Raw genomic sequence first — 16,798 nt, 5'->3', positions numbered from 1 at the left:
GGAACGCATACCGGAGGCGCCGATGTCCCAGACCTTCTCTGAAGAGACCCACCGGAACCTGCTCTCCCACATCCCCCACTGCACCGGCCGCGAGATCGGCGAATGGCTTCGCACGGTCGACGAGGGCCCCGCCTTCCTCCGCTTCGACGAGAAAGTCAGCTGGCTCCGCAGCGAGCACGAGCTGTCCTACGGGCACGCCAAGGCGATCGTCCACGAGTACGACCTGAGGCGCGCCGCCCGGAGGCTCGGCTAGCGTCCTCCCCCGCGCATGCGAACGGGCCCCGAAAGGCACTGCCTCCGGGGCCCGTTGAATGCCCGCCCGGCCGGGCGGGCGCTGTTCGCGTCAGTCGTCGCCGCGCAGGATGGCGATGAGGCGCAGCAGCTCCAGGTAGATCCAGATGAGGGAGAGGGTCAGGCCGAAGGCCGCCCACCACGCCTCGTTGGCCGGGGCGCCGTAGCGCACGCCGTCCTCGATCTCCTTGAAGTTCAGCGAGAGGAAGAAGGCGCCGAGCAGCACGCCGATGACGCCGACCGCGATGCCCAGGCCGCCGCTGCGCAGGCCCAGCCCGTCACCGCCGCCGATCGCGGCGGCGATCAGGTTGATGACGATCAGGATGAGGAAGCCGACGGCGATCCCCATACCGATGCGGTAGTAGCGCCGGGTGACCCGGATGAGCCGGGTGCGGTACGCCACGAGCATGCCGGCGAAGACCGCCATGGTGCCCAGCACCGCCTGCACGGGGGCGCCGCTCCAGACCGTGTTGTACATCTCGCTGATGATGCCGAGCGCGATGCCCTCGAAGGCCGCGTAGCCCAGGATGAGGCCGGGGACCGGACGGCGCTTGAACATCAGGATCACGTAGAGGACCAGCGCCACGAGTCCGGCGCCGCCCGCGAGGGTCCAGCTGCCCTGGCTGACCGGCAGGACGAACCAGGCCAGCAGCGCGCCGACCACGACCGTGCCCAGGGTGATCGCCGTCTTGGAGACGACGTCGTCCATCGTCATCCGCCCGGTCTGCACCGGGGCGGCGGGCGGGGCCTGGTAGGTCGCCGTGTCGTAGGGGTTGGTCCCGGCGTACGGGTTCCCGCCCGCGTACGGGTTGCCCTGCGGCTGCGTCTGCGCACCGCCGAAGCCCGCGTAGCCCTCCCCGCGGGAGAACCCCCGCCGGGAGAAGACCGGGTTGCTGCTCCTCATCTGTCACTCCTCCATGCCGTGCGATACGGCTTCGCACCCAGAGTAATGGCATGGCAAAGCGGGCGGTCTAGTCCTCAAGGAGGATCTTCTTCCGTTCTTCACCCCGATGCCGCCCACGGGGACGGTCCGGACGGGTGAACCGCGCGCGGCGGCGACGGCGGAGCCCCGGGGCGTGATCGCCCCGGGGCTCCGGTGTCAAGCGCGTCAGCGCGTCAGCGCGTCAGCGCGTCAGTCGCCCGGGTGCGCATCGCTCAGCGGCGCGTCAGGGCCTGGCGCAGCACGTCGTAGACGTAGGTGTTGGCGTGCTTGCCGGTGAAGCGGTCGGACAGCGGACCGGCCGCGGTCACGGGCACGTCCACACCGGTGTGACCGGAGGTGGTCCAGTCCATGTAGAAGGTCTTCTCGCTGCCGCGGATGCTGAACGGACCGTCCTCGGCGGAGATGCCGTCGCCGGACTCGTCGGCGGCGTCGGCCTCCTCGACGGCCAGGCCGCCGGTCTCGTGGTCACCGGTGACGACCAGCAGGGTGTCGGGGTGGGTGGCGACGTACGCACGGGCCACGGCCACGGCCTTCTCCAGCTCCTGCATGGACTGCAGGGTGCGGGTGGCGTTGTTGGAGTGCGCGAACTCGTCGGTGCCCTCCTCCTCGACCATGAGGAAGAAGCCCTTCTTGTTCTTGTCCAGCGTGCTGAGGGCCTTGCTGGTCATCGTGGACAGACCGACGACCGGGCTGTACACGTCGCCCTGGCCCTCGGGACGCTGCTGGAACATCTCCTCGTTGGCGAAGAGGCCGAGCAGCTTGCCGCCCTTGGCGCGGCTGAGCTGGTCCGCGCTGTGGACGTAGGAGTAACCGGCCTTCTGGGCCTTCTTGATGAGGTCGCCCTTGGTGCCCTTGCTCGCCTCGGACGTGTCCTCGGCGGGCTTGTCCTGGAACGCGCCGGCGCTGCCCGCGGGCAGCCACCAGTCCTCGCCGCCGCCCAGGATGACGTCGGGCTTGCTGACCTCGATGTACTGGCGCGCGATCTCGTCCTGCGCCGAACGGTTGGCGGTGTTCGAGAAGAACGCCGCCGGCGAGGCGTCGGTGACCTGCGCGGTGGTGACCAGGCCGGTGGCCTTGCCGGCCGCCTTGGCCTGCTGGCCGAGGGTGGCCAGCGGGTTGCCGTCCACGTCGACGCTGATCGCGCCGTTGTAGGTCTTCTCGCCCGTGGCCCACGCGGTCGCCGCGGCGGCCGAGTCGGTGATGACGGCCTTCGGGTCGTCCGGCTCGGTGGTCAGCTGGCCCGAGACCGGGAGCTTGTCCATGGCGAGCTGGCCGTTCAGGCCCGAGAAGTGCAGGCGGGCGGCCTGACGCAGGGCCGGGCCCATGCCGTCGCCGTTGATGAAGATGACGTTCTTGGCGGTCGGGGTCTTGGCCTTGGCCGCCGGCGGCGCCGTGGCGGAAGCGCCCAGCGTCGGGTTGACCACCATCGTCACGACCGCGGCGGCTATGGCAGCGACTGCGGGAGCGGCGAACCGCCGGGCCCTACGAGCATCCAGGGACACAACGTCCTCCGTTGTAGTTCTTGCCCATTACTTGACCGCGACCATAGGAGCCCTCGGGGGGAGGTTGACCAAGAGCAGATGACCAGTACGCAACGAGATCTTCAGGGGGAAGTAAAGGCGCAGGCCCCGCACTTGTCCGGACAGGTAGCGCAGGGGCGGAATCCGGCCGCCCGGCGGCCGCGCGCCGCGGGTGCCGAAGGGGAGGCCGCCGTACCGCTCCCGCCGTCGGTCATCGCCCCGGCAGGGGCCCGGTATTCGGCCGCCGGGGGCCGGTCTGCGGGTGCGGGGAGCGGTGGCCGGGCATCCGGGCCGCCCATGGGACCGCCCGCTCCGGGAGCCCGGCGCGGTACCGGTCCTGCGTACAGATGCGCGCGTCCCACGGGGTGGCGGAAGGGCCCGGACCGGCGGATTCCACCGGTCGCGGCGGCCTCCGGGGCTTTGCCGCGGCGTTGCCCTTCGTATACCGGCGGCAGGGCGGCTCATGGGCCCGGGCGGTCCCCGGCAGCGTGGTCGGCGGGGATGAGCCGGCCGCGGCCGGCCAGGCGGAAGAGGAGCACGAGGGAGGGGAGGATCAGCAGCCCCGCCACGATCGCCACGCCGACCGTCACCCACAGCGTGGCGGTGGGCGCGGCCGCCTGGGGGATCTCCAGGTGGGTGCCGAGGAGGTACGGGTACTGGGCGACGCCCCAGCCGAGGACGACCAGGGCCACCGCGGCGGCGGCGAGCGCCCGCAGGCCCGTCGTCCGGGTGCCGCGCAGCAGGACCAGGCCGGTCGCGCCGCAGAGGGCCGCGGCCAGGACCAGGGGCAGCGCGCGATGGCTGAGTTCGTGGAAGAGCCGCGGGGAGTCGTGCCGGAGCACGAAGATCCCCGCGATGCTGACGGCCCCGGTCAGCAGGCCCGCAAGCAGGGCCCGGTCGCGGAAGTACCGGGCGAGCCCCGGCTCGTCCTGCCGCCCGGCGGCCACGTGCAGGTAGACGGCGGCCAGGTAGGCGCAGACCAGGACGGCCAGGACGCCGCCGAGGACGGAAGTGGGGTTGAGCCAGCTGCCGAGCGCGTCCCCGTTGCCGCCGGCGGGCACCCGTCCCGAGGCGATGCCTCCGGCGACGGAGCCGAAGCAGTACGGGGCCAGCAGGGACGACAGTGCGAAGGCGGCCCCGTACACGCGCTGTTCGGGCGTGCGCAGGGAGGCCTTGCGGAACGCGAACCCCGCCCCGCGCAGCACGATGCCCAGCGCGGCGAGGCCGAGCGGCAGGTAGAGGGTCGTGGTGATGGCGGTGTACGCGGTGGGGAAGCCCGACCAGAGGAACACCAGGCAGTACACGAGCCAGGTGTGGTTGGCCTCCCACACCGGCCCGAGCGAGGTGTCGACCAAGTGCCGCGGCTGCCTGCCCCGCTCGGCGCCGCCCGCCGTGAGGTCCCAGAAGCCGGCGCCGAAGTCGGCACCGCCCAGCACGGCGTAGGCGATGACCCCGATGAACAGGAAGACGGAGACGAGTTCGGGCATCACTGCCCCGATCCGACGCCGGCGCCCGCGCGGTCCGGGCCGGTGCCGGGTCCGTAGGGCACGGGCACCTCGTCGCCGCCCTCGGCCTGCCAGCGGCGCTTCATCGACAGCAGCACTCCCACGGCGCTCGCCCCGACGGCCGCGTAGATGACCAGCACCGCTCCGAAGAACGGCCACAGGTTCCCCTGGGTGGTCACCGCGTCCCTGGTGAGGAGGTACCCGACGACCGTCCAGGGCTGGCGCCCCAGCTCCGTGACGATCCATCCGGTCTCCAGGCACGCCACCGCGGCCAGGCCGCTGACCGCGCAGCACCGCAGGAACCAGCGCCGGCCGTCGACGCTGCGGTGCCGCCACCACAGCCAGGCGAACCACAGGACCAGCAGCATCAGCACGGAGGACAGTCCGACCATGACGTCGAAGGCCAGGTGCACGGTGCTGACGGCCTGGTCGGAGGGGCGCACGTCCGGCGGGATGGCATCCAGCCCGCTGATCCTCGTGGAGGGGCTGAACGCCGCCAGCAGGGACGCCACGTCGGGGAGGGGCAGGCCGTAGCGGACCTCGCCGTCGACGAGGATGCCGCCGAGGGTCTCGGGGACGTGGGTGCCGGTGGTCGGCAGGAGTTCGATCGCCGCGAACTTCGCGGGCTCCGCCTCGAAGACGTACCGGGCGATCGTGTCCCCCACGATCATCTGGAAGGGGAGCACGACCGCCGCCGTGACGAACCCGATGAGGAACCCCAGCCGGTGGTAGCGGGAGGTCCGCCCGCGCAGCATGCCCACCGCGTAGACGCTCGCCACCCCGAAGCCGGCCACGATGTAGGCGGCCAGCAGCATGTGGAGCATCTCCCACCAGAAGGCCCCGTTGAAGAAGACCTCGGCGGGGCGGACGGCGACCACGCGGCCGTCCCGCAGGGTGAACCCGCCGGGCTGGTTCATCCAGCTGTTGGCGGCGATGACGGCGGCCGCACCGCCGATGCTGGACAGGGCCACCGGCACACCGGTCCAGAAGTGGGCCCACGGCGCCATGCGGTCCCAGCCGTAGATGTAGATCGAGACGAAGATCGCCTCGAGGAAGAAGAAGAGTCCCTCGATCGCGAAGGGGAAGCCGAAAGCGGCCCCGTAGCGGCCCATCAGGCCGGGCCACAGGATGCCGAGTTCGAAGGAGAGCACGGTGCCGGTGATCGCACCGACGGCGAACAGCACCGCGGCGACCTTGGACCAGCGGCGGGCCAGGAGCAGGGCGTCCTGGTCGCCGCGGCGCAGCCCGCGGTGGTTGGCGACGAGCATCAGGGTGGTGAGCGCGACACCGAAGGGCACCAGGATGATGTGGAAGCCCAGGGTGAAGGCCATCTGCTGACGCGCCGGCAGGAGCTGGTCGGGGTCACCCGCGGCAGCCAGGCTCCGCACGGCATCGAGCGCGAGGGTCATGACGGACCCCGCCGGTGGACTGTCACCATGCATCACCTTGGGATTATTTGCCCGGTTTCGTGGTGACACACGGTAGGTGACGGCGCCGCCGCCGCCCGGTATTCGGCCGTTCCCGGGACCGGCGGCGCCGCACCCCAGCCGGACTCAGCCGACGCACTCGTTCTTGTCGGCCTGCGCCTTCTGGATGTCGGCCGGGGGCTTGTCCGGGTCGGCGAGCGGAACGCCCGCGCCCTGGTAGTCGCCGCCGAGTGTGAGCGTCATGGCCTTGCCGGGACCCGCGGCGTCCGTACCCGGGCGCAGCGCCGAGGCGGGCAGGCCCATCATCGCGGCCAGTGCCCGGGCCTGGGCGGCCTGGTCGGGCCCGTAGACCAGGGTCGTGCGGGCCTGCTTCCCGCCGGGCGCGTTGCCGCCGTTGGTCGCGTGGCCGACGCCCTTGGTGTTCTGCAGCCACTCCGACGTCGTCTTCGCCGCGCCCTGCGGGCCGCCACCGTTGTAGACCTCGACCCGCACCTGCGACGGGTCGGCCTTCGTGCCCTTGAGCTTGGCATCGGCGGCCGTGGGCTTCTTCTTCGTCCCGCCGGACAGCGAGACGTCGTTCTTGATCGCCGAGAAGACCTGGGGCGCCCTGGTCTCGTCGACCATGACCGTCGCGTGGAAACCGATCTCGTACGGGTTGTCCTTGACCGGCAGCGTCGTGAACGTGATGTGCTTGGGGTCGACCGCGCTCAGGTCCTGTGCGAGGCCGGTGAGCTTCGTGACGCTGCCGATGCCGGTGTCCACGGTGAGCGCCTTGGTGGCGGCGTTGGCGAGCTTGAAGAGCTTCGTCGGGTCAGTGAGCGTGTTGCCGGACTTCATCTCCCGGATCATCGAGCCCAGGAACTGCTGCTGGAGATGGATGCGGTCCAGGTCGCTGCCGTTCGTCAGCGAGTGGCGGGTCCTGACGAACTGCAGGGCCTGCTCGCCCTCCACGCGGCTCGGTCCCTTGGGCAGCTTCAGGTGCGAGCCCTGGCCCTTGGAGTCGGTGTCGTCGATGGCGTGCGTGAGGCAGATCGGGACGCCGCCCACGGCGGTGGACAGGGTCTTCACGGCCTCGAAGTTGACCATCATGAAGTGGTCGATCGGCAGGCCGGTGATCTCGGTGACGGTCCGCATCGTGCAACCCGGGTCGCGGCCCTCCTGGCCGAGGCTCTCGTTGAAGCGAGGGCTGAACTTGGCCTGGGCCGTGGCGGGGATCGTCTTGGTGGAGCCGTCCTTCTGCTTCGTGGGGCAGGCCGGGATGCCGATGATCATGTCGCGCGGGATGCTCATGACGGTCGCGTTCGACCGGTCCTTCGCCACGTGCACGAGGAGCGTGGTGTCGGCGTGGCCGATGTTGTCGGAGTCCCCGTACTTCCCGCCGAGGCCGACCCGGCTGTCGGTTCCGATCACCAGGATGTTCACCGCGTCGTGGCTGGTGGCGTTCTTGTTGCCCGCCGTGCCGACGTCGACCGTGGAGATGTTGCCGTCGAAGTGCCGGTACAGGAAGTACGCGCCGGCGCTGCCCGCGAGCAGCACGAAGCCGAGCGTGCCCGCGGTCCACATCAGGACCCGGCGCTTCGTGGACCGCTTGGCCTTCCGGGACGCCTTGGCCCCGCCGCGGCGACGGCCCTCGGGGGCCGGTTCCGGGGCGGAGCGCTGCTCCTCGCGGCGCGCCCTGCGCCCGCCCTGCGGCGGGACCGTGGCGGCCTGGGCGCCGACAGGTCTGTCCGGGCCGCCGGGGCCGTTGGGTCCGTCGGGGTCCAGCCGCAGCCGGTAGGTACCGGTCTCCGGGTCGAGGACCCACTGGTCCGCGGGGTCGATGTGACGGCCGTCGTGCGTGTCCACGGTCGTTCGGGCCCTCCGTCCGCGCCCGCGGCCCCGCCCCTTGGCGCTCGATCGTCGTCTGTCCTGTCCCGGACGCCCCGTTGCCGCAGCGGGACATGGGTTCAGACATACGAGTCACGCGCATGGTTGCGCTCAGGAACGGTCAACTTGCGCTCCTCAAAGCGCATTTACCTGCACCGATGGGCCCATCCCGGACCAACGGACAGGCCCGGAGGGCCCCTTCCTCCCCGGAGTCACCTCACTTGAGGATCTCCAGCAGCCGGTCGGCCAGCACCCCGGCGGAGTGGGGGTTCTGGCCGGTCACCAGATTGCGGTCCTCGACCATGTAGGGCTCCCAGATCGGGCCCCGGCTGTACTCGACACCGACCTGCTCCTTGAGGGCCGTCTCCAGCAGCCAGGTCGCCCGCGGGGCGAGTCCGACGGCCGCCTCCTCCTCGTTGGTGAAGCCGGTGACCCGGTAGCCCTTGAACGGCGATACGCCGTGGATGCGGGTGGCCAGCAGCGAGGCGGGGGCGTGGCACACAATGAAGAGCGGCTTGCCGGAGGCGAGTTGCGCCGTCAGCAGCCGGCCGACGTCGGCGTCCCACGCCAGGTCCGCCATCGGGCCGTGGCCGCCCGGCAGGTACACCGCGTCGTAGTCCTCCAGCCGGACGTCCGACAGCGCCAGCGGCCGCCGCATCACCTCGGCGGAACGGATGATCTCCTCGAGCTCCAGGGCGCCCTCCTCGCCACCCGCCATGGAGGGGCGCAGGCTCATCATGTCGACGTTCGGGACCACACCGCCCGGCGTCGCCACGACCACCGCGTGACCGGCTTCCGTGACCTTCTTGTACGGCACCGCGAACTCCTCGGCCCAGTAGCCGGTCGCGTGCCTGGTGCCGTCGTTGAGCACCCAGTACGTCGCTCCGCTCACGATGAAAAGCACCGTCGCCATCGGGTCCACCTCCTGGCTCGCCCCCTACCAAAAGCGTAGGTAAGCCATGAGGACGGCGCATGCGCGTGAGCAGCGGGACGTCCCCGTCACCCGAACGGCCGCTCTCCGCGTGCGCACCCGGCGGGGGCGGCTCAGGCTGGCCACGGCAGAGGGCGGCGCCACGGAACCCGCCGGACCTCACCGCCATGGGCAAGCCCCCGCCGCCCCGTCGCGGCGGGGGCTGCTCCTCGCAGGCAGCAGCGCCGGAGCGGCTACATCTTCATGCCCTTCATGCCGCGCATGCCCGATCCGCCGTTCATCTCCATGATCATGTGGTGAATGTCGTGCACGGCGGGCGGCATGATCACGAAGGGCCGCATCATGCCCTCGTCCTCATGGTCGAGGAGATGACAGTGGTACATCACCTTGCCGGTCTGGTCCGCGAGCCGTCCGGCGACGGTGACGAGGGTGTTGGCGTTGACGGTGATGGTGTCCTTCCAGCCGGATTCCTCCGGCGCGACCGGTACCGGCCCGCCCACCGTCAGGGGCCGCACGGTCCGCGCCGCGGCGAAGTCCATTCCGGACGCGTCGACCGTCCGGCGGTCGACCACCTGGAAGTTCATCAAGTGGATGTGCATCGGGTGGTAGATCGGAACGCCGGCGGGCGCGGCGCTGATGAAGTGCCACTTCTCCCAGGTGCCGGACGCCGCGAAGAACGTGGTCGTGTCCTCGAACATGGTGCCGGTGCGCCGCAGGGTCCGCGTGCCGCCGGGCATGTCGACGGTGACGACACCGGTGCCCGGCGCCGTCCCGGCGGGCACCTCCTGCATCTCCCAGATCTGCGGCATCGCACCGGTCTTGTCGAAGCCGAGGACGACGAAGCGCTCGGTGGCGGTCCGGGGAACGTCGGCGAGACCGATCCTGCGGAAGGACGCTGACAACGTTGTCGGCATGCGGAACGACGCGTGGCGCTGCTTCTCCACGCGGAACTGCATCACCTCGGGGTGCGGGACCATGAAGTCCGGCAGGGCGGCGCCGGGGGTCTGGCCCTCGACGGTGTTGACGAGCGTGAGCTTCTTGCCGGGGTGGGCGGCGAAGTCGATGACGACGTCCGCGCGTTCCGCGGGCGACAGGGACAGTGCCTCGTCGATGGTCTGCACCTTGCCGAGCAGGCCCATGTCGGTGCCGATGAGCTTCATGGCGCCGCGGACGGGCTTGCCGGTCTCCTCGTCGACGACGACCAGACGGTAGATGCGGGCCCCGGAGACGTTCACCAGCCGGAGGCGGTAGGCGCGGGCCTCGACGTCCATGTGGGGCCACACAACGCCGTTGACCATGGTGAACGGGGCAAGGGAGGCCAGCGACGGCGGTATGGAGCCCGGCATCGGCATGGCCCCGCCGCCGACGATGCGCTTGGCCAGGATCTGCCCGGTGAGCCGGCCCTGCGCGTCCGTGTCGAAGTTGGCGTCCTGGATCGTGAGGGGGATCTCGTACTTGCCGCGGGGCAGGTCGAGCCGGTCCTCCTCCGCGTCGCGCACGATCCAGTTGCCGATGAGGCCGGCCGTGACGTTGAGCGAGGTCACCGCCATGGCGTGGTCGTGGTAGAAGAGGTGCGTCGCCGCCTGGTCGTTGGCGTACTCGGCCAACTGGGAGCTGCCGGGGGCGACTCCGTACTCGGCGGCCCCGTCGTTGAGGGCGTTCTGGTGGCCGCCGTGCACATGGACGGTGGTCCATGCGGTGAGCCGGTCGACCTCGGGACGCGGGACACCCCCCGGCGCACCCGGGCGGTTGTAGGGCAGCAGGCCGGGCCCGGGGCCTTCGGGCTGCACCCACACGGCCTTGACGGGCGTCGTGCCCCTGAGCCTGTTGTTCCAGGCGACGCGGACCTGGTCCCCGCTGCGCACCTCGACGGTCGGGCCGGGGAAGTGGCCGTCGTATGTCCACATCCGCGTGCGCGGCATCTGGGAGTGCAGCCGCACCGGCGACTCGACCAGATCGATCTCCGTGATCCGGTGGCCCTTCGCGCGCAGCGTCGGCGGTACGCGCAGCGGGTCCCGGAACGGCGTCAGCTCGGTGAACGTGGGCTCGTTGACGCCCTCCAGCGCGTCGGCCGCTTCCGCCTTGCGCTGGAAGGCGCCGGTGCCACCGAGGACTCCCGTGCCGGCCACGGCCACGGCTGCGGCAGTGGCCCCGGCCATGCCGAGAACGGTCCGCCTGCTGGTCGTTGACATGAAGGTGTTCCTGTTCTTGGTGCTTGTCGATGAGGGGACGCAGCACCGGAGGGGGCGCCGGCGGACCGGCGGTGAGGGGAGCCGCGCGTGAGGCGGGCCGGATGGATTCCCCGTCGTCGCGGGCGGAGGTGTCGCCGGTTCGGTGCGCTCGGCGCCTGCGGACTCGCGGTGGGATCGCCACGCGAGGTCACGCCCCCGATGTCCGGCAAGGTGCGCCCCCATCCGCAGCGCTTGCTGCGTCAATCAACTAGTACAGGAGGTGTATTTGTACGTGCAAGTAGCCTGACCGGCACTTACCTATAGATCCGCACTCCAGGGTCTCCGGCCGCGTCACCCATGAGCCTGTGGAGAACGGCGAGGTCGGCCGCGGACAGCCGCAGGCCCGCGGTACCCGCGTTGTCGAAGAGGTACTCGGGGGTCTTCGTGCCGGGGACCGGGACGACGTGCGGTCCCTGGGCGAGCAGCCACGCGAGGGCGACCTGCGCCGGGGTGGACGGCACCGCCGGCCACCGCCTTGTCGCCCACTACGCGGACGCCGCGAGCCCCGACCACGACGCCATGGTGCTCCTGGACATGCTCGGCGGCCCGCACAGCCCGCAACCGACGCGGTCGGGCGCGACCAGGCGGGCCGACCGACCGGCGGACGCGCCGCGTCGGGCCGGGCTGTCACGTGTCACGCGTACGCCCCGGACACGGGCCCGGTCACGCCGGTGGGTAGTCTCGGCGGCCGATGCGGCCTTCCACCGCATCGCCACGGGCTCCTCGGCGATCTCCCCGCTGCGAGATCCGCGAGCCGACGCAGCGAAAAGGACACGGCATGGCCAGAATCGAACGCGCGGCCCTTGCGCCGCGCCCCTCGTACGGGTCGGCGGACGGACAGGCCGCCACCGCGGGGAGCGGTGCGCTGTGACGCTGTCGGACACGGCCCTCATACCCGCCGGCACCGGCGACACGACCGCCGCGCCAGGACCGGGTGCGGGGACAGGGGCAGGGACAGGGACGAAGCAGGGCCGCGGCGGGCAGCGCCTGTACGCGCTGGACGGGCTGCGGCTGCTGGCGGCGCTGTCGGTGCTGTTCTTCCACTACCTCTCCCGCGGTGGGGAGGCCTCCGACGCCTGGGGGCAGCCGAGCCGCGAGATCCTGCCGTCGGTGACCCCGTTCACGGACTACGGCTGGCTGGGCGTGGAGTTCTTCTTCCTCATCAGCGGATTCGTGATCTGCATGAGCGCCTGGGGCCGCGGCCTGGGGCAGTTCTTCCGCTCCCGGATCACCCGGCTCTACCCCGCCTACTGGGCGGCCATCGTGCTGCTCAGCGTGGCGACGGCCGTCTTCCCCGTCCTGGCGCACCGCCCCGACGTCCACAGGGTCCTGCTGAACCTCACGATGCTCCACGAGCCGCTCGGCACGCCGGCCGTGAGCGGTGTCTTCTGGAGTCTCTGGGTCGAGCTGCGTTTCTATCTGCTGTTCGCCCTGGTCGTGTGGAGGGGCGTCACCTACCGCAGCACCGTCGCCTTCTGCTGCCTGTGGACCGTCGGCACCGTGATCACCCACGCCGCCAACGACAGGCTGCTCAACAACCTGCTCGTGCCGACGTACTCGGCCTACTTCATCGCCGGCATCGGCTTCTACCTGATCCACCGCTTCGGCTCCCACGCGATGGCGTGGGGCATCGTGGGCGTCTCCTGGCTCATCGCGCAGGAGACGGTGCTCGCGGAGACGGAACGTTTCAGCAAGATAATCCACGCCGATCTGTCCGGTGGGGTGGCCTCCGCCGTGGTCACCGCGTGCTTCGTGGTCATGGCCGGCGTCGCCCTCGGCTGGTTCCGGCACCTCAACTGGCGCCGGCTCACCTTCGCGGGCACCCTGACCTACCCCCTGTACCTGGTCCACGAGAGCCTCGGCCACCTGATGATCTACGGCCTGCACGACCACCTGAGCCCCGCCACGACTGTCGCCGCGACGACGGTCGCGATGCTGGTCCTCGCCTGGCTGCTGCACGTCCTCGCCGAGAAGCCGCTCGCGCGCCGCCTCAAGCGCACCTTGGAGCGCCCTCTCCCGAGCAGCGGCATCGGCCGACGCGCGAACGCGCAACCGCCGTCGTGAGCGGCCTCTCGGCGCGGATGGGCGGGTGGACGGGTTCGGCCCGGTGATTCCACGGATCACGGCGAGGCGGTAAGACGTCGGGCAATGCCGGGGCCGGCTTGACCGGGCAGCACATCGGCTCGGCAATTCAGAGTTTGCGAACGGCGAGGTGCCCAATGGCACGCGACCACCCGTTCCCGCGGGTCGGCGCCGCGGTGAAGGGTGGTGCCCGGAACCGGACTCGAACCGGTACGCCCGCAAGGGGCAGCGAGGTTTAAGCTCGCCGTGTCTGCATTCCACCATCCGGGCGGGGCGGCGCCGAAGCGCAGCACGAGCCTATCCGGGAAGGTGGGTGGGAAGCGGCCCGGGATTCGTCATGTTGTCTGATTCTATTGCTCCCTGACGGAACATCAGATGACCTCGGACACAGCGAAACCACAGGCCCGGGGCGGTACCCGGCGTGTTCGGCGCCGCCTGCATATGACGCGAAATAGTTCCGCCGCAGGACGGGCGCATCGGGGTGGGTGTCATCCCCTGGTATGACCCGGGGGTCCCCGGATACCTCTTGCGACTGCCTCAGGAACCAGGTCAGGGACGGATTACCGCGGCCGTTCACGCCGGGACGATGGACGGAGTCCGCACCACCTCCCCCAGCGTTTCCGACAGGAGCAGCCTGCCGTGACCACCACCACCGCACCCCCGACCGCCATGGCCACGGCCGCGCGGGCCACCGACCTGAGCAAGGTGTACGGCGAGGGCGAGACCCGTGTGGTCGCGCTCGACGCGGTCACCGTGGAGTTCCGCAGCGGCGAGTTCACCGCGATCATGGGCCCCTCGGGTTCCGGCAAGTCCACGCTGATGCACTGCATGGCGGGTCTGGACACGGTCTCGTCGGGCTCGGCGCGGATCGGCGACACCGAGCTGGCCTCGCTGAAGGACAAGCAGCTCACCAAGTTGCGCCGCGACAAGATCGGCTTCATCTTCCAGGCGTTCAATCTGCTGCCCACGCTCACCGCGGCCGAGAACATCACGCTGCCGATGGACATCGCCGGCCGCAAGGCCGACCAGGAGTGGCTGGGCCGGGTCGTGGAGACCGTCGGCCTCGGCGACCGCCTGAGGCACCGGCCGTCCCAGCTGTCCGGCGGTCAGCAGCAGCGTGTCGCGGTCGCGCGGGCGCTGGCGAGCCGGCCCGCGATCATCTTCGCGGACGAGCCGACCGGCAACCTCGACTCCCGTTCCGGCGCGGAGATCCTGGGCTTCCTCCGCAACTCCGTGCGGGAGCTCGGCCAGACGGTCGTCATGGTCACCCACGACCCGGTCGCCGCCTCCTACGCCGACCGCGTCGTCTTCCTGGCCGACGGCCGCATCGTCGACGAGCTGCACGGCCCGACCGCGGACTCGGTGCTGGAGCGTATGAAGCGCTTCGACGCCAAGGGCCGTACGAGCTGACCGTCCGACGCCACCGAGACCACCGAGAGACCACGCCTGCCATGTTCCGTACCGCCCTGCGCAACGTCCTCGCGCACAAGGCCAGACTGCTGATGACCGTGCTCGCCGTGATGCTCGGCGTGTCCTTCGTCTCCGGCACCCTGGTCTTCACCGACTCCATCGGCGACGCCCTCCGCAAGGCGTCCTCCAGGAGCTACGCCGACGTGTCGGTCGCCGTCACCTACGGGGATCCCGACCACCGGCTCCCCCAGCGGCTGGTGGACGAGATCGGCGGCCTGCCCGGCGCCGGGTCCACCACCGCGACCGTCACCGGCTTCACCGCTCTCGCCGACAAGCAGGGCAGGCTGGTCGGCGACGGCTGGTCCACCCGCGGCGGCAACTACGCCGGGGCGAACCGCTATCCGATACGCGAGGGACGCGCACCGTCCGACTCCTCCGAGGTCGCGCTGGACTCCAGGACGGCCGAACGGACGGGCTACGGGGTCGGTGACACCGTCCGGATGTCCATCGACGGCCCGGTGATGCGGCAGAAGGTGACCGGCGTCTTCACCACCGACGACGGCAACGTCGCCGCCGGCGGCAGCCTGGTGCTCTTCGACACGGCCACGGCCCAGAAGCTCTTCGGCACGCCGGGCACGTTCGAGGAGATCGACGTCAAGGCGGCCCCCGGCACCGCGCAGGCGACGCTGAGGTCCGCGATCGAGAAGCTGCTGCCGCGGTACGCCAAGGACGCCACGGCGACCACCGGGCAGCAACTGGCGGACGACGAGGCACGGCAGATCGCCGCCGACCTCAGCAACTTCAACACCACGCTGCTCAGCTTCGCCGGCATCGCGCTCTTCGTCGGCATCTTCATCATCGCCAACACCTTCACGATGCTCGTCGCCCAGCGCACCAAGGAGCTGGCGCTGCTGCGCGCCGTCGGCGCCAGCCGCCGGCAGGTGACCCGGTCGGTGCTGGTCGAGGCCCTCGTCGTGGGCGCGGTGGCCGGGGCGACCGGCTTCCTGCTGGGCATCGGCATCGCGGCCGTCATGCGGGCGGTCCTCGGCTCGGCCGGGGCGGAACTGCCCGACGGCCCGCTGTCGGTGCAGCCGGGCACCGCGGGCGCGGCGCTCGCGGTCGGTGTCGGCATCACCCTGCTCGCCGCGTGGCTGCCGGCCCGCCGCGCCGCCAAGATCCCGCCGGTCGCGGCGATGAGCAGCGTGCACGCCCCGGCCACCGTCAAGGGCCTGCTGCTGCGCAACACGTTCGGCGCGCTGCTGTCGGCCGCCGGTGTCGTCCTGGTGCTGGCCGGCTCGGGCATGAAGAACGACGGCAACATGGTGCTCGGCGGCGGCGCGGGACTGCTGCTGATCGGGGTGTTCGTCCTCACCCCCCTGCTGTCCCGGCCGGTGGTCGCGGCGGCCGCGCCGCTGCTGCGGCCCCTCGGTGTCACGGGCAAGCTCGCCCGGCAGAACTCGGTGCGCAACCCCCGGCGCACCGCCGCCACGGCTTCCGCCCTGATGATCGGCCTGACTCTGATCACCGCCCTCACGGTGGTGGCCATCTCGGTGAAGACCACGGTGGACGAGCTGGCGGCCGCCCATCTGAGGGCCGACTACCAGATCACCATGGCCACCGGCCAGAACCTCTCCCCCGAGGTGGCGAAGCAGGTCGCGGGGACCGAGGGCGTCAGCGACTCCAGCGCCGTGCGCGACGCGCACACCGAACTGGACGGCGAGGACGAGTGGGTCACCGGCGTCGACGCGCCGCAGATCGAGCGGCTGCTCGCCCTGGACTTCACCCACGGCTCCCTGGCCGCGGCGCACGGCGACTCGGTGGTCGTGGACTCCGACACCGCGAAGCGGCACGGCTGGCACCCCGGACAGAGCCTGCCTGTGCGCTACGACGACGGCGCCAAGGGGCGGCTGACGATCGGCGGTGTCTTCGTGGGCGGTGACCTCATCAACGGCGTGATCATGGACAACGCCACGGTGACCCCGCACACCCCGGAGGCCGGGGACATGCGGGTGCTGGTGAAGATGGCCGGCGGCCCCTCCGAGGCCCACCAGGACGCGCTGGTGAAGGCGCTCGGCGAGAACCCGGTCGTCAAGGTGCAGGACAAGGCCGACATCTCCCGGGAGCTCAGCGCCACGATCGACCTGATGCTGAACATCCTCTACGGGCTGCTCGCGATGGCCGTGCTGGTCGCCGTGCTGGGTGTGATCAACACGCTGGCGATGTCGGTCTTCGAGCGCAAGCACGAGATCGGCATGCTGCGGGCGATCGGCCTGGACCGTGCCGCGGTCAAGCGGATGATCCGGCTGGAGTCCCTGGTGATCTCGCTCTTCGGCGCGGTGCTCGGCCTGGGCCTGGGAGTCTTCCTCGCCTGGGCGGTCGGCGGGCTGATCAGGCCGAACCTGCCGAGCTACGCGCTGGTGCTGCCCTGGGACCGGATCGCGGTGTTCCTCGCGATGGCCGCCGTGGTGGGCATGCTGGCGGCGCTGTGGCCGGCCCGGCGGGCGGCCCGGCTGAACATGCTGGAGTCCATCAAGGCCGAGTGACGGACCGGCCGGGACGGCGTGACACGGCGGGGCGAGGGCCGCGGCGGCC

At 71.1% G+C, this 16,798-nt stretch carries 11 protein-coding genes, 1 tRNA gene and 1 pseudogene; 4 read left to right on the top strand and 9 right to left on the bottom strand.

Annotated elements, in window-relative coordinates:
• Positions 1-22: 22 nt before the first annotated feature.
• Positions 23-253 carry a DUF4287 domain-containing protein gene (locus ACIP64_RS19055; protein WP_360910902.1) on the top strand — a complete coding sequence of 77 codons (231 nt, stop codon included), beginning with the start codon at positions 23-25 and terminating at the stop codon, positions 251-253.
• A gap of 90 nt (positions 254-343) precedes the next feature.
• Here ACIP64_RS19055 and ACIP64_RS19050 read toward each other — a convergent pair whose 3' ends face one another.
• The 8 genes and pseudogenes from ACIP64_RS19050 to ACIP64_RS19015 all read right to left on the bottom strand — a co-directional run.
• On the bottom strand, positions 344-1,195 hold the full coding sequence (locus ACIP64_RS19050; protein ID WP_401587821.1) for a Bax inhibitor-1/YccA family protein: 852 nt from the start codon (positions 1,193-1,195) through the stop codon (positions 344-346).
• A 251-nt stretch (positions 1,196-1,446) separates the two neighbouring features.
• Entirely contained in the window at positions 1,447-2,661 is a 1,215-nt protein-coding gene (locus ACIP64_RS19045; protein WP_401588012.1) for an alkaline phosphatase, read from the bottom strand.
• A 554-nt stretch (positions 2,662-3,215) separates the two neighbouring features.
• Positions 3,216-4,241 (bottom strand): cytochrome d ubiquinol oxidase subunit II, encoded by a 1,026-nt coding sequence (locus tag ACIP64_RS19040; RefSeq protein WP_401587818.1) that lies wholly within the window; start codon positions 4,239-4,241, stop codon positions 3,216-3,218.
• A complete protein-coding gene (locus ACIP64_RS19035; RefSeq protein ID WP_401587815.1) occupies positions 4,241-5,668 on the bottom strand; it encodes a cytochrome ubiquinol oxidase subunit I in 1,428 nt (475 codons plus the stop codon). Before ACIP64_RS19035 ends, ACIP64_RS19040 begins: the two co-directional genes overlap by 1 nt.
• Before the next feature lie 144 nt (positions 5,669-5,812).
• The gene (locus ACIP64_RS19030; protein ID WP_401587813.1) at positions 5,813-7,531 is read right to left on the bottom strand and encodes an LCP family protein; all 1,719 of its coding nucleotides are present in this window, start codon (positions 7,529-7,531) and stop codon (positions 5,813-5,815) included.
• A gap of 238 nt (positions 7,532-7,769) precedes the next feature.
• Positions 7,770-8,465 (bottom strand): type 1 glutamine amidotransferase domain-containing protein, encoded by a 696-nt coding sequence (locus tag ACIP64_RS19025; protein WP_401587810.1) that lies wholly within the window; start codon positions 8,463-8,465, stop codon positions 7,770-7,772.
• Positions 8,466-8,716: 251 nt separating this feature from the next.
• Positions 8,717-10,675, bottom strand: coding sequence for a multicopper oxidase family protein (locus tag ACIP64_RS19020; protein WP_401587808.1), 1,959 nt, complete (start codon positions 10,673-10,675; stop codon positions 8,717-8,719).
• A gap of 293 nt (positions 10,676-10,968) precedes the next feature.
• Positions 10,969-11,166, bottom strand: a pseudogene (locus tag ACIP64_RS19015) (aldo/keto reductase); the annotation flags it as partial.
• 415 nt (positions 11,167-11,581) lie between these two features.
• On the opposite strand from ACIP64_RS19015, the gene ACIP64_RS19010 reads away from it, so the two are divergent.
• Positions 11,582-12,778: an acyltransferase family protein gene (locus ACIP64_RS19010; RefSeq protein ID WP_401587805.1), complete on the top strand. Its 1,197-nt coding sequence runs from the start codon at positions 11,582-11,584 to the stop codon at positions 12,776-12,778.
• A gap of 202 nt (positions 12,779-12,980) precedes the next feature.
• On the opposite strand, the gene ACIP64_RS19005 is transcribed toward ACIP64_RS19010, so the two are convergent.
• Positions 12,981-13,066, bottom strand: a tRNA-Leu gene (locus ACIP64_RS19005).
• Between the two features lie 399 nt (positions 13,067-13,465).
• Between ACIP64_RS19005 and ACIP64_RS19000 the strand changes: the two genes are divergently transcribed.
• Positions 13,466-14,206, top strand: coding sequence for an ABC transporter ATP-binding protein (locus ACIP64_RS19000; RefSeq protein ID WP_401588009.1), 741 nt, complete (start codon positions 13,466-13,468; stop codon positions 14,204-14,206).
• 41 nt (positions 14,207-14,247) lie between these two features.
• The gene (locus ACIP64_RS18995; protein ID WP_401587803.1) at positions 14,248-16,749 is read left to right on the top strand and encodes an ABC transporter permease; all 2,502 of its coding nucleotides are present in this window, start codon (positions 14,248-14,250) and stop codon (positions 16,747-16,749) included.
• Positions 16,750-16,798 lie beyond the last annotated feature (49 nt).

Origin of the sequence: Streptomyces sp. NPDC088733 (genome assembly GCF_044751185.1) — a bacterium.
Lineage (GTDB): Bacteria > Actinomycetota > Actinomycetes > Streptomycetales > Streptomycetaceae > Actinacidiphila.
The sequence above is the reverse complement of the archived record's forward strand: the minus strand, read 5'-3'. Positions and strand labels throughout refer to the sequence as shown.